This window comes from Baia soyae, from assembly GCF_004341445.1.
GTDB classification, from domain to species: Bacteria; Bacillota; Bacilli; order Thermoactinomycetales; family Thermoactinomycetaceae; genus Baia; species Baia soyae.
The window spans coordinates 54,691-75,586 of sequence record NZ_SLXV01000005.1 but is presented as its reverse complement, the minus strand read 5'-3'; the positions used below and the strand labels follow the sequence as shown (position 1 = coordinate 75,586).

Sequence of the window (20,896 nt, the reverse complement as noted above, 5' to 3'; positions counted from 1 at the left end):
GAATGACGGTGGAAGTAAAATTTAAACTAAATTCGTTTGAAGGCCCTCTTGATCTCTTACTTCATCTAATTGATCAATCTGAGGTGGATATTTATGAAGTGCCCATTTCCCAGATTACGGATCAATATATGAACATGATTCAAGAGGCAAACCATTATGAGATAGAGGTAGCAAGTGAATTTATCGTGATGGCCGCTACTCTATTAGCGATTAAAAGCCGGATGTTACTTCCGAAACAAGAGATTTTTGAAGAAGCACACAGCTTTATGGACGATGAATGGATGGACCCTAGGGAAGAGTTGGTTGAGAAGTTATTGGAATATAAACGGTACAAACGATTGGGAGAAATGCTCCGAGAGCAGGAAGAAGAGCGGAGTCAGGTTTATACACGAGTCCCTGCCGATCTAAGCCCGTTTGCTCCTGTTGAAAATCCAGTAGCAGGTTTGACAACGGATGATCTCTTACAAGCATTTGTGCTTGCTCTTCAGACCCATCCACCTAAAAACGAACCGATGACCAGGCTTGCACGAGAGGAAATCTCAGTAAGTGATCGTATGGAAGAGATTGTTCAAGAATTGGCGATCCAGGGACGGATTTTATTTACGTCTTTGTTAGATTGGACGAAGATGAGTAAGGAACGAGTCATTACGACTTTTTTAGCTCTACTTGAACTAATGAAAACGAAACGGATCAAATGTAGCCAGTACGATCTCTTTACTGATATCTTGATTGAACCATTCGTGCAGGAGGTGGCCCCATGACAGAAAACAGAGAATATAAAGCCATTATCGAGGGCTTACTATTTGCAGCTGGGGATGAGGGACTAAGTGTAAAAGAGCTATCAGAGATCACAGAACTGTCTAAGCAAGAGGTACAAATGTTTGTGAATGAGATGGTGATGGAGTGGAAGCTAGACCAGCGAGGGATTCAGATTGTTCAAGTGGCAAAGGTGTACCAGATTACCACTCTCGCGGAGCATAATCAGTACTTTGAAAAGCTGGCAAGCGCACCAACGCGTTCGCAATTATCTCGTGCGGCTTTAGAAACATTAGCGATCATAGCGTACCGTCAACCGATTACGCGTTTGGAAATTGAAGAGATCCGTGGAGTGAAGACGGATAGAACGGTCCAATTGTTGCAACGAAAAGGGTTAGTCAGAGAAACAGGACGTGGAGAAGGGCCTGGTCGCCCGATTTTATTAGGTACAACCAAGGAATTTCTTGAGTACTTCGGTTTAAATCGGTTGGAAGACTTGCCTGCACCTGATAGCCTTTTTAACTGGCAAGAGATGGAGCAGGAACGTCATGAATTATTCGAACGCTTAGGAGTAGAGAAGGTTTAAACCCCATTATTCAGGCTCATACTACCTACTATGGTAGGTGAGGTGCGTGCAGATTTTTTTGTGGATCCTTCTTATTTTGCTTGTTGTATTGATCTTAATCGTCTGTTCACACATTCAAATTGAATTAGAATATCAACGTGAAGGCAAGATGGATGATGGATACGTTCGTATAAAGGCACTTTACGGGCTTATCCGCTATAAGATGCGAATCTCAGATATAGATATGGATGGAGATCCAAAAAAGGGGATTTCGGTTCAATCTGACTGGAGTGCGGATGCAGGTGACTCCACTGTACAATCTGGAACAAGTAAAGAAAGTATGGATTGGTCTGGATTTAAGCATGCAAGAGAGAGATTTGCAGATACACTGGAAAGAGTGCAGGATTTCTTTCCATTAATCCGTTATTTTTGCTCGAAGGTCTGTTGTAAAAAATTAGAATGGAAGACCCAAGTAGGTACAGGAGATGCGGCTGAAGCGGGTGTTCTAACTGGACTTGTCTGGGGAATTAAATCATTTTTGATTAGTGCAGTGGGAAATTATATTAAGTGGAAAAAACCGCCTGAGATCGATGTGATCCCTCACTTCAACCAGTTTGCGTTAAATATGGTTTTCCATAGTATACTTTGCTTTCGGGTGTGGCATGCTATCGTTGTAGTGACCCGTCTCTGGATCCAAATGCGAAAAGGGAGGGAACGGACATGGCAGGCGAGCACCCAATTCAAGGCTTAATGATGACGGCAATGGAAAATTTAAAAGAAATGATTGATGTAAATACAATCATTGGTGAGCCAGTGGAAACCGTTGATGGTCAAATCATCATTCCTGTGTCAAAAGTAGGATTTGGTTTTGCTGCAGGTGGTTCCGAATTTGCAGGACTTGGAAAGATACAAAACCAAGAAACCCGCTCATCTCGTTCGGAGAGTTCTACAGACCGCCGAGGTGAACGTCGGGATGAATCAAACTCTGGATCGAACAAACAACACTATCCATTTGGTGGGGGTAGTGGGGGTGGAGTATCGATTACTCCTGTTGCGTTTATTGTAGTAGGTCCTCATGGAATTCGTCTTCTTAACTTAGAGGGCGCTAACCATTTATATGATCGTCTAATTGACTCTGTACCCCAATTGTTTGAACGGTTCTCGAAGAAGAAACATCAACATCCTCATGATGGCGGATGTCAGCCTGAATGTTAATAGGATAGAAGAAAGGATATGGAGATAAAGGCCATATTCTTTTTTTTGTTCCATCATAACAAGGACCTGTCCGCATATAAATGGTACAAACCCCTATGGTGGACGAGGTGGATGCAGTGAAAAAGTGGCGGGTTATCATCGGGATTTGCATCATTTGTTTGGTTTGTACCCTGTTTCCCTCACGAATTTATAGCCAAGAAAATCAAAATCAAGCACAGCAAGTCTCCGCTAAAATTGGAGATAGTGCTGCTGCATCGATTTTATTAGATCAAACTTCGGGACGAGTCTTATACGCAAAAAAAGAAAATGATGAGATGAAAATTGCCAGTCTGACGAAGATTATGACAGCCCTTCTTGCGATTGAAAAAGGAGACCTTCAAGATCTTGTTACGATTCAGCCCAGTGCGGTGGGTGTAGAAGGATCATCCATTTATTTAAAAGCGGGCGAGAAAGTACCTCTAGAGGCGCTTGTATATGGACTGATGTTACGCTCAGGAAATGATGCTGCTACTGCAATTGCACAGCATGTGGGAGGTTCACTGGAAGGCTTTGTTTTTTTAATGAATGAGAAAGCACAAGAATTGGGATTGGAACATACGCATTTTACAAATCCACATGGATTAGATGAAGAGAAACATTATTCATCTGCTAAGGACTTAGCTTTGTTAACCCAGTATGCACTTCGAAATCCCACTTTTCAGCAAATTGTTAAAACCGAGCTAAAGACTGTGGAGTGGCCAGGCGAAGAGTGGAAACGTACGTTGTTAAATAAAAATAAACTTTTAAAATTGTATCCATTTGCAGATGGTGTTAAGACAGGGTATACGAAACAGGCTAAGCGTACCCTTGTTACCTCCGCGACAAAAGATGGACAACAGCTGATTGCAGTCACCTTAAATGACGGAGATGACTGGAAAGACCATATGAATTTGTTTGATTATGGATTCCAAAACTTTCAGCTTAAGGACGTAGTGGCGAAAGATCAGAAAATAACCTCTACCGAGATTGTAAATAAAGAGAAGAAGCGTTTGATTCTCGTGTCTGGAAAACCTTTATCCTATCCATTACAAAACACAGAGACAAGCCAAGTAAAGATTGAGCCCACGGTAAGCTACCCCTTAGAGAAAGTGGAGAAGAACGGAGTATTAGTTGGAACAGGGAAAGTCTACTTTGGACAAGAGTTAGTGGGAACAGTCCCCCTCTATAGTAAGTTCACACAAGATCCAAGTGTCTTAAATAGTTGGAAGGAAGTATTGGCATTTATGTGTGGAAGGATGGGGCAGGGTGATTAATTATATCTGGGTGTTTATGATCGTAAGTGGAATTATCGCCGCTATCCTTCAAGGAAAGATCGATCTGGTTACGACTGCCGCGCTAACAGGTGCGAAAGATGCTGTTGCGGTATGTATTGGACTTATTAGCATCCTTGTTTTTTGGTTAGGGATGATGAAGATTGCGGAAGATTCAGGTCTTCTTAAGAAGCTAACAAAAGTGTTAAGGCCGGTTGCCAAATTGTTGTTTCCAAGTGTGCCCGAAAATCATCCAGCGATGGGTTATATTTTATCTAATATGAGTGCCAATTTATTTGGATTGGGAAATGCCGCTACTCCTATGGGGATTAAGGCGATGGAAGAGTTACAGAAGCTAAACCCAGAGCCCCATAAAGCGACGCCTGCGATGTGTACCTTATTAGCATTAAACACATCCGGCTTAACGCTGATCCCCGCTACGATGATTGGGATTCGTATGAAATATGACTCTGCTAATCCGACGGACATTATTGGCCCTACCCTTTTGGCCACGATTGTCGCTACGGGTGGCGCTGTTTTATTAGACCGTTATTATCGGAATCGCCATTTTAGAGGAATCAATCCATATAAGAAGTAAAATGCAAAGGAGAGGGATTCATTGTATGAAATAATCTCAGCTATATCGAACTATATGTTACCTGCCATGATCGTTCTTATCCCTCTCTATGCATTGTTTCGGAAAGTTCCTGTATATGAAAGTTTTGTGGAGGGAGCAAAAGAAGGATTTCCCACAGCAATCCAGATTATCCCGCACTTAGTAGGCATGATGTTTGCTGTAGCTGTATTTCGAGATACAGGGGCACTCGATTTCTACCTTCAAGCTTTAGTCCCACTTGCTAACTGGCTGCATATTCCCCCTGATATCCTGCCTATCGGGATTCTAAGACCTATCTCAGGAACCGGCTCGCTCGCATTTGTAGAAAGCATCTTTCACACATTTGGCCCTGATTCTTTTATGGGGAAGCTTGCTTCTACAATACAAGCGAGTACAGACACAACTTTATACGTGATCACAGTCTACTTCGGTGCAGTTGGCGTTAAGAAATCCTTATATGCCCTTAAAGTTGGACTTCTAGCTGACTTGATTGGATTTATCGCTTCACTGGTGATTTGTACGATTATGTTTGGAGGCATGTAATAGGTAATCTTTCTTTCACAATAAACCTTAAAATGAGTGCTATTACCCAACAGGGGAAATGGCACTTATTTTGCTTTTTAGAATAAAATTAGATTCGCCACCCAAGTTCTGCTATCATCAATATGAGTGTAAGCTCCGGTCGAAACGGTTAAGATGACAGAGAGGTGTAATGATGGAGCGTTTACAAAAAGTACTTGCCCAAGCGGGGATTGCTTCACGTAGACAAAGTGAAGAGTTGATCCTACAAGGTAAGGTAAAAGTAAATGGACAAGTTGTACAGACATTAGGAACCAAGGTCGATCCAGGCCACGATTGGATCGAAGTAAATGGAAAGCATATCAAACAAGAGAAGAAGCGCACGTTTGTATTTTATAAACCAAAGCTGGTAATCACGAGTATGAGTGATCCAGAAGGCCGTAAAACGGTTGTGGATTACTTTGATGATGTTCCGGAACGGATTTATCCTGTAGGTCGTTTAGACTACGAGACAGAGGGATTGTTACTCATGACAAACGATGGAGAGCTTGCCAACCGCTTAGCTCATCCTCGTTATGAAGTGAACAAATTATACGTTGCGACGGTCAAAGGAAAGCCGACAGATGAAGAGTTAGAACGTCTTCGCGGGGGAGTTCGTTTGGATGATGGGATGACTGCACCTGCTCAAGTGCGTATGATGCAAGCGAATCCTGAGAAGAGTAAGCTTCGGATTCAAATTCACGAAGGTCGAAATCGCCAAATTCGTCGTATGTGTGAAGTAATTGGCTATCCAGTTCTTCACTTAATTCGGACCAAGTATGCTTTTCTCCACTTACAAGGCTTAAATCCTGGGGATAAACGTGAATTGACCAAAGCAGAGATTGAGAAATTAAATCGTATGTTACGCTAGTATGTTCAAATAATCTTCAAATTTGTAATCAAAGTTTGTGAAGGATGTAACGATATAATGAAGTTGGATTGATAAGTGCAAGGAACGGGGGAGGAGAATGGTCGAAAACACCAAATGCGAATGTGGTCATAATAACCCCGTCGGTACGATTCTTTGTGAGTACTGCGGAAAGCCACTTCAGCAGGAAGTGATAGAGAAATCCTCTATTGAAAATGAGATGAGGTATGAGGGAGCAGCAAGACGTTCTCAGCAATCGGTAATGTCGCTATTTGACCGTGTCTGGGCCTTCTTCTCATCTGTGAAAGTAGCCATTAGCCTGATTGTGATTACCTTAGTCCTTTCTGCTGTTGGAACGATCTTCCCACAAGAGGAGTTTGTGGGAGCGGCTTCTAAGGAGTTGTTTTACCAACAGGAGTACGGTTGGTGGGGATCGACATTTTATCAATTAGGACTTTCAAAGATGTATTCACAGTGGTGGTTTGCTAGCTTAATCGCCATGATTGGGATTTCGTTAGTCATTTGTAGTTTGGATCGCGTTGTTCCTTTATATAAGGCATTAAAGGGACAAAAAGTGATTAAAAATATTGAGTTCATGAAACGTCAACGGATTCACGTGGCGGTAGAAGTGGCAACGGATGAAGAAGAAGCGAAGTTAGCGGAATTAGAGCAACAACTAAGCAAGCACCATTACCACATTCAGCGTGATGGGAAGGCAATTCTCGCGGAAAAAGGACGTTTTAGTCGTTGGGGCCCTTATATTAATCATATTGGACTCATTATATTCTTATTTGGGATTCTCCTGAGATTTATACCGGGTTGGAATATCGATTCATTTGTTAACTTGGTTGAAGGTGAAATCAAACGTGTACCTCAAACGGAGTACTATGTTAAAAATGAGAAAACAGTTGCTGAGTATTATCGTCCGGAAGAGTTACCTCCAGCCATGAGAAGCGGTGGAGGTCAGGTGATCAAGAAATATCAAACAGATGCGATTTTGCTTAAAAAAGTGTTTGGAAGCAACGAAATGAAGGAAGTTACCAGACACGAGATCCAAGTAAATGATCCCCTTACATATGAAGGGTTAAATTTATTGCAGAGCGATTTTCAACCTCAGCAACTTCGTGGTATTAAGCTTGGTATCAAGGATAAAAATACCAAACAAAGTAAGGGACAGTTTACGGTAGTCTTTCATGATATTTCGCTACATCAGGTTTATCAGGTTGGAGATCTGAAAGTGAAAATGGAAGAGTACTATCCTGATTTTGCGATTGAAAACCAACGCCCGATCACGAAATCACGAGAACCAAATAAACCAGCTTTCATCTTTACGATTCAAAAGCCAGACGGTAAGGAAGAGAAATCCTGGGTGATCTCAGGAGAGCGCCTTCCAGATCCTGAAGGAAATCAATACGGTATTGATTTAGCAGGCTTTGATCTCGCCAATCAGACTGGGTTAATGGTTCGTGCAGAGAAAAGTTTATGGGTATATTTGGTGGGCGGCATCATCTTTATGATTGGCGTCACCATGGGATCCTATTGGCAACATCGCCGGGTATGGGCGCGTGTCGAAGATGGGGTCCTATATATAGGAGCACACACAAATAAGAACTGGTTTGCCCTACGTCGTGAATTGGAAATGGTGGGTAAGCCAATTGGTCAGGTATTTGGACTAGTGGAAAATGAAAAAGAGTAGTGAAAGAGAGGTGTAGTGTAATCATGAAGACGGTCATGGAGTACTTACTGTTTGCCACGTTCTTTCTATATTTGTTCTCAGCAGTTGCCTTTTTAGTGGGTGTGTCCGGTGCTAAAAAGAAGGGCAATGCAGAACGGGTGAAAAAATGGGGTCAAACAGGTCTCATCCTCGCAATCATAGGAGTTACCTTACATGTTGCTTTTATCATCATACGAATCATGATCAGCGGGCATTTCCCGACAAGTAACATGTTTGAGTTTATCGCATTCCTATGTTTTGCTGTCGTGTTAGGTTTTATTATTGTGTTTTTTATCTATCGCTCTTTTGTACTCGGTGCTTTTGTTATGCCGATCGCGGTGATCTTGCTTTCATATGCCACTGTATTTCCACGTGATGTACAGCCTCTCATCCCAGCTTTGCAAAGTAGCTGGTTGTATATCCATGTGACCACGGCGGCGATTGGTCAGGGGTTGTTCGGTGTTTCTTTTGTTGCTGGATTGGTTTATCTCATCCATAAAGTGGGGAATCGAGATAAAAGCAAGTCAGCGATCTCATTAGAATTGATTTTCTTGGTCTTAATCATGTTTGGGAGTTTTTCGATTGTGTCTACGATTTTCCAAATGACAGGATATCAAGCAACTTTCAAACATGCTTACAAGGGAGCAGAAGTCGTGCAGGAGTATAAACTGCCGGCGATCGTATCACCTTATGAAAGTAAGGCGGTAAAAATGGATTCATTTGCAGGAATGTCCAAACCGCTCTTTGAATCACCCAAAATTTTTCAAGGAGAAAAAGCGGCAAGCAAGTTGAATTCGGTTCTCTGGTCGATTGGTTCGGGGTTAATCATCTATGGAATTTACTTTGCGATTGCCCGGAAGCGCTTAGGAAAGCTACTCCATCCACTGGTGCAAAAGTTAAACTTAGAACTGATGGATGAAATCGTGTACCGCTCCATCGTCATTGGGTATCCTATCTTTACACTCGGCGCTTTGATTTTTGCGATGATCTGGGCTAACCAAGCCTGGGGTAGACCGTGGGGTTGGGATCCGAAAGAGACGTGGGCATTTATTACATGGATGTTTTATAGTGCTTATCTCCATCTTCGTTTGTCTAGAGGATGGCACGGTGAAAAGTCGGCATGGTTAGCAGTAGTTGGCTTTGCTATCATCTTAATTAACTTGATTGTAATTAATCTCGTTATTTCAGGTCTGCACTCCTACACATAAGAGGTGAAAGTATGGACAATCAAAATCAACAAACCATATTAGTGGTAGACGACGAGGATCGTATTCGCCGTCTGCTCCGGATGTACTTGGAAAGAGAAGGATATATCATCGATGAAGCAGAAGATGGCGAGAAAGCCTTAGAAAAAGCGTTTCAAAAGGATTACGACTTAATCCTTTTGGATCTCATGTTGCCAGGTATGGATGGATTGGAAGTATGTGCTGAAATTCGTAAAAAGAAAGCTACTCCGATCATCATGCTAACAGCGAGGGGAGAAGAGACGAATCGGGTAGATGGATTTGAAGCAGGAACCGATGACTATGTGGTGAAGCCTTTTAGTCCACGTGAATTGGTACATCGTGTGAAGGCGGTAGTGCGACGTGCTTCGGCGACTGCGTACCTTACAACCAAAACCAATACTCACAACGTCATTGTTTTCCCTGAGCTGACCATTGATCATGATGCGCATGAGGTAAAAGCAGGGGGCAAGAGTATCTCCTTAACACCAAAAGAGTATGAGCTCTTGCATTATCTTGCGAAATCTCCCGATAAAGTTTTTACACGCGAAACCTTGTTGCGGGATGTTTGGAATTATGAATTCTTTGGTGATTTACGAACGGTAGATACACACGTAAAACGTCTTCGTGAGAAATTAAATCGTGCCTCCTCTCGTGCGGCTAGTATGATTACGACGGTTTGGGGAGTTGGATATAAACTAGAGGTGCCCAAAGAGTGATTCTGCGTAGTGTAGTAGGGAAGCTTTGGCTTACCATTATTGTCTTGGTATCTCTTGTCCTGATTTTACTAAGCTTGTTTTTAAGTGAACAAGTAGAGCAATTTTATGAGCAGGATCAACTCAAGAGCTTAAAAGAAGTGGGAGAAGAGATTCAGAACGGTTTGACAGGTGTTAAAAATCATGCCAACTCGCGAATCTCTTCTTCCATCAAAAATCAACAAAAACTAGGCATTAATGAGGCTGAATTGAATCGTAATATTGAAAAACAATATGTTGATACGGTGACAGAGATTGCGGGTCATTTTCATACGCATGTGGTCATCACCGATTTTCAAGGAAAACCACTATTTGATCAATCGGCTCAAACGCAGAGATATTTGGATGGCATTAAAAGTGTATTGAAGCTGGAACAATTGCAACAAGAGTTAACATCTGAGGAATCAACGGCGAGACGGACTGGAAAGCTACAGCTTCCAAAGGCTGAGTTAGTAGAGAAGGGATTTGAAGATGGACAAGTTCTGGTCTATGCGATTCCTTACTTAACAGGTGCGAAGATCAAAGGGGCAATTGTCCTGTTTCAAAAGCAAGGTGCTTTTAGTGAACAAGATATCAAGAAATGGATTTTTTATTCTGCTCTGATTGGGATTGCACTTACAACCGTATTTGCTTTCTTCCTATCCACGCGGATTACACAGCCTCTTATTCAGATGCAAAGAGCTGCCGAGAAGATGGCGCGCGGGAAGTTCTCGACGAGGGTTATGGTCCGGGCTCATGAACGGGATGAGATTGCTGAATTAGCAATGACTTTTAACCAAATGGCAGGCCAACTGGAAGAGTCGATCAATCTTCTTTCTCACGAAAAAGAGCAGTTGACTAGCATTCTTCGTAGTATGTCGGATGGGGTAATCAGTATTAATGCGCATGGAAAGATTATCTTGTCTAATCCGCCAGCTGAGCGTTTTTTAAATCTTTATCGTGACCCACAAGATTTCAAGCAGAATAATAGCTTACCTCCGACCTTACTGGAAGTGTTCCGATATGTATTGGAAGATGAAGCGGAACAAGTGGGGGATATTGAGGAGCAAGGTCGAACTTGGCAACTGATCATGGCGCCGTTATATGCACGTGAACAAGTACGTGGAGCGGTTGCGGTGATGCGTGATGTGACAGAAGAGCGCCACTTAGAGAAACTGCGCAAAGATTTTGTAGCCAATGTATCGCACGAATTACGTACACCACTCTCGATGTTGCAGGGATATAGTGAAGCATTGCTCGATGATATCGCGGACTCTCCAGAGATGCGTCAAGAGTTAGCTCAGATTATCAATGATGAATCCCAGCGGATGAGTCGACTGGTAAATGAGTTATTAGACCTAGCAAGGATGGAAGCAGGGCATATTGATCTCGTATTATCGGAGTTACCTGTGAAGTCATTTGTGGATCGTGTGACTCGTAAATTTAGTGGACTAGCTGGTGACAAGAAGATTGAATTGATTGGAGAAGTACAAGAAGATGTCCCAATTGTGTATTGGGATGAAGACCGTATGGAACAAATCCTAACCAACCTAATTGGAAATGCGATTCAACACACTCCAGAAAATGGCAGGGTAACAGTACGTGCCAAATGGCTCGATCATCATGTATACTTAGAAGTCGAAGATACTGGAACTGGGATTCCAATCGAAGACTTGCCATATGTTTTTCAGCGCTTTTATAAGGCAGATAAAGCGCGGACCAGAAAAACAGTTTCAGGTGGTACAGGACTTGGGCTTGCGATTGCCAAACATTTGGTGCATGCTCATAACGGTAAGATTTACGTTCGCAGTGAATTGGGCGTTGGGACTACATTCTGCGTTCAGCTTCCACAAATAGTTGAAGATAATTAAATAAAAAAAGCTGAACAAGGTGGACCTCTTTATGGAATTTTTTCCTGTTAAGAGGTCTACCTCGTTTTGTAATAAGGGAGGGTTAACGTTGAGTCGTATTAAAGCATCCATACTAGTTTTAATTGCCGGAATTTCATATGGTTTTATTAGTCTCATTGTTAAGTTGGCTTATGCCAAGGGATATAGCCCTGCACAAGTGTCAGGAAGCCAAGTGCTCGTCGGGACACTAGGTATGTGGTATCTAGCGTATCGAGGACGCGTAGAGTGGAGAAAAAAGCAGATCAGTTGTAAAGATCTCGTATCACTCTTATTGGGTGGTGCATTTTCTGCCATTACAGGAGTTGCCTACTATCTATGCTTACAAACAATACCGGCATCTTTTGCTATTATTTTGATGTTCCAATTTACATGGATGGGTATGCTACTTGAGTGTCTAACATCACGCCGTAAGCCAACGAAGGATGAACTTATTTCCATTGGCGTTATTTTACTTGGAACTTGCTTAGCGGCAGGAATTTCAGCAGAGGAGCTGTCTAAGCTTTCTGGGATTGGGATTTTCTATGGTATTCTTTCTGCCATTGGTTATACAGGATTTATCTATTTCAATGGAACACTAGCGCCAACTGTCCACCCTTCTCTTCGGGGTGCTTGGATGATAACCGGGACCTTGATTGCTATGTTTGGAATCTATCCGCCAACCTTTTTAGTGGATGGTTCTTTACTGGATGGCTTGTGGGCTTGGGGACTTTTACTAGGATTATTTGGTTCTCTCATTCCTTCCTACTTATTTGCGATTGGGATACCGCATATCGGGTCAGGTATGGCTTCGATCTTAGGATCAGTCGAACTACCCGTCGTCATCTTAACATCTGCTCTTTTATTAAATGAATCTGTTTCGATGATCCAATGGATGGGGACCATTCTTATTCTCGTCGGAATTGGGTACTCCGAGTTCCGTCGTGCTAGTAGTGAAAAGAAGATGAAATTAGCGAAATAACATAGATATCATAACGCAAAGATGACCCAGTTCTATATGAGCTGGGTTTTGTTTGTTTGATTTGGTTATATTTTCTTTTTGACAAATGGAGAGATTTCGAAAAACTTATCCCCCGAAGGTACAGCTCGTGCCATGATCGCGCTATTTCAAAGGTTTCTGTTACAAATTACTTGGGATGAAACCGTAAATATTAGTGAATTTAAGAAATTAGTGTTAGAAACGGTTAATCGGATGTGTTCCTACTAGATAGACTAAAAGCAGCTGAGGGCTGATTTCCCTTCACTGCTTTTTTAGTACAGTCATATCACTTTTCAACTTTTATGTAGATTGGATATCCACTGATGCAAATATCTTCATCAAAACGTTCGATTGAAAGCTTGTCTAGATGAACAGCTAGCCCCATTCGTGTAAACCCCTCACCTGAAATCGGAGAAATACTATTCTTTCCACCAAGCAATTTTGGAGCGATAAAGATCATTGTTTTCTGGACCAAAGAAGCCTCCAGCATCGACCAATTCAACTGCCCTCCACCTTCTAGTAGGATGGATTGAATCCCATTTTCCCCTAATTTCTTCATTGCTTTACGTAACTCCACTCGCGATCCTTTACCCGTACGAAGCACGTTTACTCCATACCCTGTTAATCTTTTCTCCTTCTCCATATCTGCTTTATCTGTACAAAGCACCCACGTTTGGGCCTCACTTGTATCTACCAGCGGTGAATCAAGTGGCAAGCGTAATTGACTGTCTGCGATGATTCGAACTGGATTTCTCCCATTTCCATCGGGTAAGCGAGTTGTCAGTTGTGGTCGATCTTTGATAGCCGTCTCTACACCGATCATAATCCCATCATAGATGTGCCGTAATTCATGAACATGATGCCTCGAAGTCTCTCCCGTTACCCATTTGCTATCTCCTGTCGAGGTAGCAATTTTTCCGTCTAGTGTCATCGCTGACTTTAGTACAACAAAAGGTAGACCTGTTTGTTTATAGTAGGAATCTGCTTCTTCCTTGAGCTTTTTGAGATGCTTCACGATCACGATCTATCCCCCTGTGTTTTTTCAATGTTATTGGTTATATTACCCAAATGTGAGTTAAAGTCAACTTTATACAGATATTCAAGTTGCTTGCGGTTTACAGATTTAGGTATTCGTTTTAATAGTGTATTTCGTAATAAAGAAAGAAATGGATTATCCACTTGGGCCATTTTTCCTACTAACCGTGAATATCGTGAGATTGTTTCTGTTCTTTTTAATCGCTTGGCCTCAAACTCAGAAAATGCTTTATGAACAGATGGATTATTTTTTAAACAATGGGCAAGGACAACAGCATCTTCGATAGCTTGACATGCTCCTTGTCCTAAATTTGGAGTTATGGCATGTGCAGCATCGCCCATCAAAAGTATTCGATGAAAGGCAAATCGTTGAAGAGATGGAATATCGATAATATCATTATGAATCATCTTGTTGTTCGCATTACCATTCAAAATACTAGGAATCGGATCATGATAATCTTTAAAATGTTCGAATAGATCTTTTGCTTGATATGCAGAGTATTGCGCGCTTTGATAAGGTGCATTGATTAAGGCGTACCAGTAGATTTGTTGATTAGGTAATGGCACTATACCAAATCTCCCTTTGATCCCCCAGGTTTCAGTAGCATCTTCTGGAATACAATTGACATTACTTTGAGTAATAACACCTCTCCAGCAAGTGTAACCTGCATAACGAAGTTGCGTGGAAGGTAGTAGATTTTTTCGGATAACAGAGTGTATGCCATCAGTAGCAAGTAAAAAATCTCCGGTAGCCTTACTATGATCTTGAAAAAATACAGTTACCCCAGTTTCATCCTGTTCAAAGTGAATACACTTCTTTCCCATATAAACTGTATCCGGTTGTACAGCCGAGCTTAATAGGAGATGTAAATCTGCTCTGTGAATGGATATTTGTTCAAACGGAGATGGAATGGTTTGCTTAGATAAGTGCTTTCCTTTTTCTGATAAAAGTGTAAGTCCATGAATGGATCTGCCATGATTCTTAACTTGTTGATAAATGCCTAGATGATCTAATCCTTTTAAAGCATTGGATGCGAGGACTATCCCAGCACCAGCAGGCTTCCGTTCTGGATATTCCTCATAAATATTCACATCGAATCCAAGCTTCTGCAAAGCAATGGCAGCGCTGAGACCTGCTATTCCACCGCCTATTATAATGACTTTTTTTCTCATGAATGAATCCCCTTCCAAACCATTTCTAGTTGATTGCGAACCATACTCTTTAACTCCTTTTTGTCAGAATTAACGATACTCCAATTCACTAAGGAATAAAAATATATAGCCATTAACACAGAGGTAACATGCTCAGAGGATGGATTTCCTACTATTTGCTTAGATTGTTTAGCTTCATCAATCATTTTCATTAACACAGATCTAAAGTGATCAATCGTTTTCTGTTCTTCTTTCATTAGTCCAGAGGATCGGATCATCTCTGAGAGGAAAACCTTTATCAACTCTGGATGATCTAGATAACGACTAGTGAGGTCATCAAAAAGCTGGAAGACCCTTTCTTTTATTTCTAGATGAGCATACTTTGAAATATTTTGTTGTATGAATTCCATTTGAGATGAGCCTAAATAAAGTAAAATCGACTCTTTTTGAGGAAAATAATTATAGAAAGTTCCTTTGGCAATCCCACACGATTGGGTAATTTCTTCTATGGTTACATGATCAAATCCCTTTTCAACAAATAAGCGCATAGATTGCAAGAAAATTTTTTCTTTTAGAGCTTTTTTCTTGGCTTCTCTTAACATAAATGAATCACCACCTAGAATAATGACCATAGTCATATATGACTATGGTCATTATTCTATTCTATTTCCGAACATCAAGTCAACAAATTATCTTTACTTGTCTAAGGAAGATACAATATAATAACAATATAAATCAATACGACTGAATTCGGAGGAGCCTGTCATGCAGGGGCCTTTCTGCCTATTTTTAGGTGGAAAGTTCCCTGCATGGACAGGCTCTTTTTGTATGTTGGGAAGGAGAGGGATGATCTGCTATGTTTATTGCCATTTTAAATGATGATGATATTGGATACGATGACGCTTTCCATCGGTACTACTAAGGAGATCGTGAAAGGGGTGCTATATGTTATTCGTAGAGATTTTAATTATTTTGCTTGCGACGAAAGTAGCGGGTGAGATTAGTATAAGGCTTGGGCAACCGGCGGTTCTTGGAAAGTTGCTAATTGGTATTATCATTGGCCCGGCGGTGTTTGGATGGATTCAAGGGTCAGATATGATTCGTCAGCTTAGTGAAATCGGAGTGATCCTGTTAATGTTTATCGCAGGATTGGAGACGGATATCAGATCGTTGCATCAGAACCGAAATTCTTCAATCGCAGTGGCGGTGGGGGGGATTATATTTCCTCTTTTGGGAGGATATTTAGTTGGCTTAGGGATGGAATTAAGTCAGTCTCATGCTCTTTTTCTAGGCTTATTGCTATCTGCTACTTCGGTTAGTATCTCTGCACAGACGTTAAAAGAGCTGGGACATTTAAAAAGCCGAGAGAGTGCTACTATCTTAGGTGCAGCCGTATTGGACGATATTTTGGTAGTAATTGGCTTGGCTGTCATGATGAGTTTACTGACTACGGGAGAGGTTAGCTTAGGGGTGGTACTGCTTAAAAAATTGGCCTTTTTTGTTACGATCGGGCTGCTTGGATGGAAGATTGTTCCGTGGGTCATGAAGAAGTTCAGTTTTTGGCGGGTATCAGAGTCTGTGGTGAGTACGGCACTTGTTCTTTGTTTCTTTTTTGCTTATTTAGCAGAGTCTCTAGGAGTTGCTGCTATTATAGGTGCATTCGCTGCGGGAGTTTCTATTTCTCAAACTCCATATAGACATTCGGTTGAGCAGAAGATTGAGCCGATTGCATACGCCTTTTTTGTGCCGATCTTCTTTGTAAGTATCGGTTTGTCCGTTTCGTTTGCTGGTATGGAGAGTCAACTTTTGCTTATCGTGGGGCTTACGATTATTGCTGTCTTAACAAAGCTAATTGGTTCGGGCCTCGGAGCTAGGTTAACCGGTTTTCGTCGTCGTTCTGCGCTAGGAATTGGTGCAGGGATGGTATCAAGAGGAGAAGTGGCTCTTATTATCGCGGCGATAGGGTTAGAGTCACATTTATTGAAGCAAGAGTATTTCACAGCTATTATTACTGTAGTGATCCTGACTACTCTCATTACACCACCTTTGTTAAAGAAAGTATTTGCGAAGTTAGAAGCAGATCATGAAACAGACATATAAAAACAGAGCTACCGCATCTTTTTATATCAGATGTGGTAGCTCTGTTTTATTTTCTAAGATCATTTCCTACACTCGCACAATAGACTTACGCTTTAATCGTTCTTTTATCTCATCTTTGCTAACCTGATGGCGTACAGGGAATGGAGAGTAGGCACTATGTGTGCGAAGATACAAGTCTTCGATATCTCGAATGGAGATGGCTTTTAAGTTACAAAGTTGTTCTGCCATTCGCTTGGCATCGATCCGATTCATTCCAAATGTCGTGAAGTTGTAGAACGTATCGGATTTGGGTTTGTATTCAATTCGAACCCGAGTACTGATCTCGGAATCTGCTTGTAGCTGAATGGATTCGCTGATCGAGTAGCGTTCGTATTGAAATTGAGAGATGATGGATTGATTTTTTACCTTTTCTTGAAAGGAAAGGACTTCTCGAACGATGGCCAAGCTCAGATCAACTTGATAGGAGAGGATGAGATGTCCTCCAGCTTCCGTCGTATCATAGGCTGCATCGATGATTTTACCTTGATTATTTGCGATTTCTCGCTCGGCATCGCAGAGGTAATCATAAACATACTCCACAGGAGCTTGAAGAGTTGTTTCTATTACAAAAGATTTCAACTAAAAATCCTCATTTCTTCTGGAAGTCTACGGGTACGACTGGGCGCATGATGACGCGTCCAATAATCATATTAGCAGGTGCAGTGATAATTTGATAAACAGATTCAGCTACATCAGATGCATGAAGAGAATAACTCTTCGGGTTGGAGCTGAACTCGGTCTGAATAGAGCCCGGACAGAGTGTACTTACTTTTACATAATGAGGTTTTAACTCTTGGGTTAAGGCATCCGATAATGCCATCATCCCAAATTTGGATGCGCAGTAACCCGCACCTCGAGCAAATGCTTCTGTTCCTGCCACGCTAGAAATATTGACGATGTGGCCTTGAGTCTTCTTTAGATGGGGGATCGCGTATTTACAAGCTAGGAATGCCGCTTTAAGATTGACACTCATCATTTCATCCCATTGATTTTCGGTTAGGTCTTCAACGGGAGCAAAATGGGCAAGACCTGCATTGTTAATGACGAAATCAAGTCGTCCAAAGGAATGAATCACCTGATCCACTAAATTTTTCACATGATTGCTGTCTGAAATATCACCAGGGAAGGTAATAACATGATCTGGGAACTCCTCTTGGAGCTCATTTAGTTTTTCTACACTTCGAGCAGTTGCGAGGACATAAATCCCCGCGGAAGCAAAGCGTCGAACGATCTCCTTACCAAGACCTTTACTAGCCCCTGTTACGAGGGCGGCTTTTATGGGCGAATGATTGGCCATAAGGATGGTCGTCACCCTTTCTTTTCGAGTCCTATCCATTTTAGACTACAATTCTAAGATCGTCACCTTTTGGATGGAATCAACTTTTTGTAAGTCCATTTGCAGAGTTTCATCAATTGCTTTATCAATATGGAGGAGCATAATTGCTTGCCCACCGATGGTTTCACGTCCTACTTGCATGGTCGCGATATTTACCTTATAAGTGCCGAGCAAGGTTCCCACCTTCCCGATTACCCCCGGTTGGTCTTGATGCTCGATAAAGAGGAGATGCCCGGTAGGGGAGAGATCCACCGAATAGCCGTTTACTTTCGTGATACGAGCGCCAAATCCATTTAAGAGGGTTCCTTCTGCGCTATAGGAATCTTGTTCCGTCTCTACATGGACACTGATTAACTGTGTAAATCCGTGGTTATGAGAAGATTTCTGCTCAACGATCTGAATACCACGTTGCTTAGCGATCTCAGGAGCATTTATATAATTGACGTCAGAAAGATGATGCGAAAGCACCCCTTTTAGAATGGTACGTGTGAGCGGTGCTACTTCCATATTTGCCACGTCACCTGCGTAGGTAACGGTGATTTTTTTCAGTGCACCTTTCGAAATTTGGGCTACAAACTCACCCAATTTTTCTACTAATGTTTGATAAGGGGCAATTTTTTGTTGTAGATCTGCTGGGATGGAAGGTAAGTTGACCGCATTTTTAAATGCTTCCTCACGTAATACTTTCAGCACTTCTTCGGATACGTCGATTGCTACGTTTTCTTGAGCTTCCACCGTAGAGGCTCCTAAGTGGGGAGTTACGATTACTTGCTCCAAACCAAATAGAGGGTGCTCAACAGGAGGCTCTATTTCAAACACATCTAATGCGGCACCTGCTACTTTGCCCTCCACTAGCGCTCGATATAGAGCATCTTCGTCAATAATGCCACCACGAGCACAGTTTAAGATGCGTGCGCCGTCTTTCATCATGGTAAATTCATGATCACTAATGAGATGACGAGTTTGCTTGGTGAGAGGGGTATGGACGGAGATAAAGTCTCCTTGGGCAATCGCTTCATGAAGGGTCGCTTTTTGCACCCCTAACTTCTCTGCACGCTCTTCGGTCAGATACGGGTCGAAGGCGACTACCTGCATGCGAAATGCTTTTGCTTTCTTAGCCAGTTCAGCCCCAATTCTTCCTAAGCCAATGATGGAGAGAGTCTTTTTATTTAGCTCTATCCCGACAAACTCTTTCCGTTTCCATTCTCCTTGGACCGTAGAACGGTAAGCTTGTGGGATGTTACGGGCGAGGGAGATCATCATGGCAAAGGTGTGCTCAGCAGTGGAGATGGTGTTTCCATCTGGTGCATTGAGAACAATGACACCGTGCTGTGTAGCAGCCAAGACATCAATGTTATCAACACCCACTCCTGCTCGGCCAATTACCTTTAGTTTTTTCCCTTTTGCGATAACATCAGCCGTTACCTTTGTCTGGCTACGTACGAGTAAGGCATCAACATCTTCGATCGCGATAAGGAGCTGTTCGGGGGTTAGATTGGTTTGGCGAATTACTTGCACATCGGTTGCGTGTAGTAATTTTTCGATTCCAAGATCGCTTAGTGGATCCGTAATAAGTACTTTATACATGGTTAAGGTACACCTCCTGAGCTGCTTTTACGCCAGAACCAAGTGAAACAGATGCTCCTGCTTGGATAAGGGCGATTTCGAGTGCGCTTAAAGCGGTTAGTACGTCTAGAGAATCACAGTAGCCCATATGACCGATACGGAATATCTGTCCTTTTAAATGTTGTTGTCCACCCGCTACTAAGACGCGTAATTGTTTTAAATGCTTTCTTACGTCTTCTGAACTCCATGCCTCAGCTCCACCGTAAATCGAGGTAACAGTAGGAGAGGAGTCTTGATCACTTGCCATGAGGGTGAGTCCAAGGCTTTGCACTCCTGCTCGGCACATGTTCATCAATAACTCATGTCGCTTAAAGACTTGCTCCAACCCCTCTTCTTCTAACATGCATAGTGCTTCTTTTAGACCTAGAAGCAGGGAAACAGCCGGAGTATAAGGAGTTGTGTTTTGTGATAAGCTGTCTCGATAACGAAGTAAATCTAGATAGAAACTAGATGTTTGATTCTGTTCAATTTCTCCCCATGCACGCTCGCTGACGGCGATAAACGCTAACCCTGGTGGGAGCATAAGGGCTTTTTGTGAACCCGTTACGACTATATCAAGTCCCCAGTCGTCCATCTGACAAGGTACGGCGCCTAAGCAACTAACACCATCTACGATGAAAAGAGCTTCTGAGTGAGTGCGAACCACTTGAGATAGTTCTTGAATCGGATTTAAGACACCTGTAGACGTCTCACAGTACGTGACAAAAACAGCTTTCGTCTTAGGGTGCTGCTGGAGTGCTGCTTGTAACTGTTCAGGTCTACATGCTTTCCCCCATTCGATATCGAGCCGATGTAGTGTGAATCCATAACGCTCCACGATTTTTGCAAAGCGGTCGCCAAATGCTCCTGTGACGATCACTAGAGCTTCGTCCCCAGGCGATAATGTGTTGATAACAGCCGCTTCTAAGGCAGATGTACCGCTACTGGTGAGAATGAGCGGGTCTTGCTCTGTGCCAAAAATAGGCTTTAGTTGTTGACTACATTCGAGAATGAGCTGTGTGGCTTCAGGGCTACGATGTCCGAAGATCGGTTGATTCATCGCTTGTTGAACTCGTGATGGGATGGGCGTAGGCCCGGGGATGCGTAGATGAAACTTTTCCGAAAATGTCATGGGTATAATTCCTCCTCAAAGGTAATAAAAAAAGACCTTTCATCCCATACTCATCCTATTATGGATGAGGGAC

At 42.3% G+C, this 20,896-nt stretch carries 21 protein-coding genes and 1 other annotated feature (1 of these 22 cut by a window edge); of the genes, 14 read left to right on the top strand and 7 right to left on the bottom strand.

Features of this window, described 5'->3' with window-relative positions:
* Positions 1-8 precede the first annotated feature (8 nt).
* From EDD57_RS02925 to EDD57_RS02865, 13 genes are all read left to right on the top strand, one after another.
* Positions 9-761 carry a segregation and condensation protein A gene (locus tag EDD57_RS02925; protein WP_131847988.1) on the top strand — a complete coding sequence of 251 codons (753 nt, stop codon included), beginning with the start codon at positions 9-11 and terminating at the stop codon, positions 759-761.
* On the top strand, positions 758-1,342 hold the full coding sequence (gene scpB / locus EDD57_RS02920) for an SMC-Scp complex subunit ScpB (protein ID WP_131847987.1): 585 nt from the start codon (positions 758-760) through the stop codon (positions 1,340-1,342). The genes EDD57_RS02925 and scpB overlap by 4 nt, the downstream gene beginning before the upstream one ends.
* 46 nt (positions 1,343-1,388) lie before the next feature.
* Entirely contained in the window at positions 1,389-2,072 is a 684-nt protein-coding gene (locus EDD57_RS02915) for a DUF2953 domain-containing protein (protein ID WP_131847986.1), read from the top strand.
* Positions 2,042-2,536 (top strand): GerW family sporulation protein, encoded by a 495-nt coding sequence (gene ytfJ / locus EDD57_RS02910; protein WP_131847985.1) that lies wholly within the window; start codon positions 2,042-2,044, stop codon positions 2,534-2,536. Before EDD57_RS02915 ends, ytfJ begins: the two co-directional genes overlap by 31 nt.
* Before the next feature lie 116 nt (positions 2,537-2,652).
* Complete coding sequence (locus tag EDD57_RS02905; protein WP_243649421.1) at positions 2,653-3,828, top strand: D-alanyl-D-alanine carboxypeptidase family protein; 1,176 nt, start codon at positions 2,653-2,655, stop codon at positions 3,826-3,828.
* A complete protein-coding gene (locus EDD57_RS02900) occupies positions 3,821-4,423 on the top strand; it encodes a nucleoside recognition domain-containing protein (protein ID WP_131847984.1) in 603 nt (200 codons plus the stop codon). The genes EDD57_RS02905 and EDD57_RS02900 overlap by 8 nt, the downstream gene beginning before the upstream one ends.
* A gap of 21 nt (positions 4,424-4,444) precedes the next feature.
* Positions 4,445-4,984, top strand: coding sequence for a spore maturation protein (locus tag EDD57_RS02895; RefSeq protein WP_131847983.1), 540 nt, complete (start codon positions 4,445-4,447; stop codon positions 4,982-4,984).
* Positions 4,985-5,156: 172 nt separating this feature from the next.
* A complete protein-coding gene (locus EDD57_RS02890) occupies positions 5,157-5,870 on the top strand; it encodes a pseudouridine synthase (protein ID WP_131847982.1) in 714 nt (237 codons plus the stop codon).
* A 97-nt stretch (positions 5,871-5,967) separates the two neighbouring features.
* The gene (locus tag EDD57_RS02885; RefSeq protein WP_131847981.1) at positions 5,968-7,563 is read left to right on the top strand and encodes a cytochrome c biogenesis protein ResB; all 1,596 of its coding nucleotides are present in this window, start codon (positions 5,968-5,970) and stop codon (positions 7,561-7,563) included.
* Between the two features lie 23 nt (positions 7,564-7,586).
* Positions 7,587-8,789, top strand: a complete 1,203-nt coding sequence (gene ccsB / locus EDD57_RS02880; RefSeq protein WP_131847980.1) for a c-type cytochrome biogenesis protein CcsB — start codon at positions 7,587-7,589, stop codon at positions 8,787-8,789.
* Between the two features lie 11 nt (positions 8,790-8,800).
* Positions 8,801-9,523: a response regulator transcription factor gene (locus EDD57_RS02875; RefSeq protein WP_131847979.1), complete on the top strand. Its 723-nt coding sequence runs from the start codon at positions 8,801-8,803 to the stop codon at positions 9,521-9,523.
* Complete coding sequence (locus EDD57_RS02870) at positions 9,520-11,409, top strand: ATP-binding protein (RefSeq protein WP_131847978.1); 1,890 nt, start codon at positions 9,520-9,522, stop codon at positions 11,407-11,409. Before EDD57_RS02875 ends, EDD57_RS02870 begins: the two co-directional genes overlap by 4 nt.
* Positions 11,410-11,497: 88 nt before the next feature.
* Complete coding sequence (locus EDD57_RS02865) at positions 11,498-12,406, top strand: EamA family transporter (protein ID WP_165873647.1); 909 nt, start codon at positions 11,498-11,500, stop codon at positions 12,404-12,406.
* Positions 12,407-12,710: 304 nt separating this feature from the next.
* Here the strand turns inward: EDD57_RS02865 and ribD are convergent, their stop codons facing one another.
* The 3 genes from ribD to EDD57_RS02850 are packed head-to-tail and all read right to left on the bottom strand — an operon-like array spanning position 12,711 to position 15,213.
* A complete protein-coding gene (gene ribD / locus EDD57_RS02860) occupies positions 12,711-13,445 on the bottom strand; it encodes a bifunctional diaminohydroxyphosphoribosylaminopyrimidine deaminase/5-amino-6-(5-phosphoribosylamino)uracil reductase RibD (RefSeq protein ID WP_131847976.1) in 735 nt (244 codons plus the stop codon).
* Entirely contained in the window at positions 13,442-14,632 is a 1,191-nt protein-coding gene (locus EDD57_RS02855; protein ID WP_131847975.1) for an FAD-dependent monooxygenase, read from the bottom strand. Before EDD57_RS02855 ends, ribD begins: the two co-directional genes overlap by 4 nt.
* Positions 14,629-15,213: a TetR/AcrR family transcriptional regulator gene (locus tag EDD57_RS02850; RefSeq protein ID WP_165873646.1), complete on the bottom strand. Its 585-nt coding sequence runs from the start codon at positions 15,211-15,213 to the stop codon at positions 14,629-14,631. Before EDD57_RS02850 ends, EDD57_RS02855 begins: the two co-directional genes overlap by 4 nt.
* 343 nt (positions 15,214-15,556) lie before the next feature.
* Here EDD57_RS02850 and EDD57_RS02845 point away from each other — a divergent pair, with 343 nt between their 5' ends.
* A complete protein-coding gene (locus tag EDD57_RS02845) occupies positions 15,557-16,711 on the top strand; it encodes a cation:proton antiporter (RefSeq protein ID WP_131847973.1) in 1,155 nt (384 codons plus the stop codon).
* Positions 16,712-16,777: 66 nt separating this feature from the next.
* On the opposite strand, the gene EDD57_RS02840 is transcribed toward EDD57_RS02845, so the two are convergent.
* Genes EDD57_RS02840 through EDD57_RS02825 form a run of 4 tightly spaced genes read right to left on the bottom strand, consistent with a single transcriptional unit; the run spans position 16,778 to position 20,823 of the window.
* Complete coding sequence (locus EDD57_RS02840; protein WP_131847972.1) at positions 16,778-17,329, bottom strand: hypothetical protein; 552 nt, start codon at positions 17,327-17,329, stop codon at positions 16,778-16,780.
* A gap of 10 nt (positions 17,330-17,339) precedes the next feature.
* Positions 17,340-18,047, bottom strand: a complete 708-nt coding sequence (locus tag EDD57_RS02835) for an SDR family oxidoreductase (protein WP_165873645.1) — start codon at positions 18,045-18,047, stop codon at positions 17,340-17,342.
* Positions 18,048-18,092: 45 nt separating this feature from the next.
* Positions 18,093-19,673, bottom strand: a complete 1,581-nt coding sequence (gene serA / locus EDD57_RS02830) for a phosphoglycerate dehydrogenase (protein WP_131847970.1) — start codon at positions 19,671-19,673, stop codon at positions 18,093-18,095.
* Positions 19,666-20,823, bottom strand: coding sequence for a pyridoxal-phosphate-dependent aminotransferase family protein (locus EDD57_RS02825; RefSeq protein ID WP_131847969.1), 1,158 nt, complete (start codon positions 20,821-20,823; stop codon positions 19,666-19,668). Before EDD57_RS02825 ends, serA begins: the two co-directional genes overlap by 8 nt.
* Before the next feature lie 64 nt (positions 20,824-20,887).
* Positions 20,888-20,896: a binding site (T-box leader), on the bottom strand; it runs 231 nt beyond the window's last position.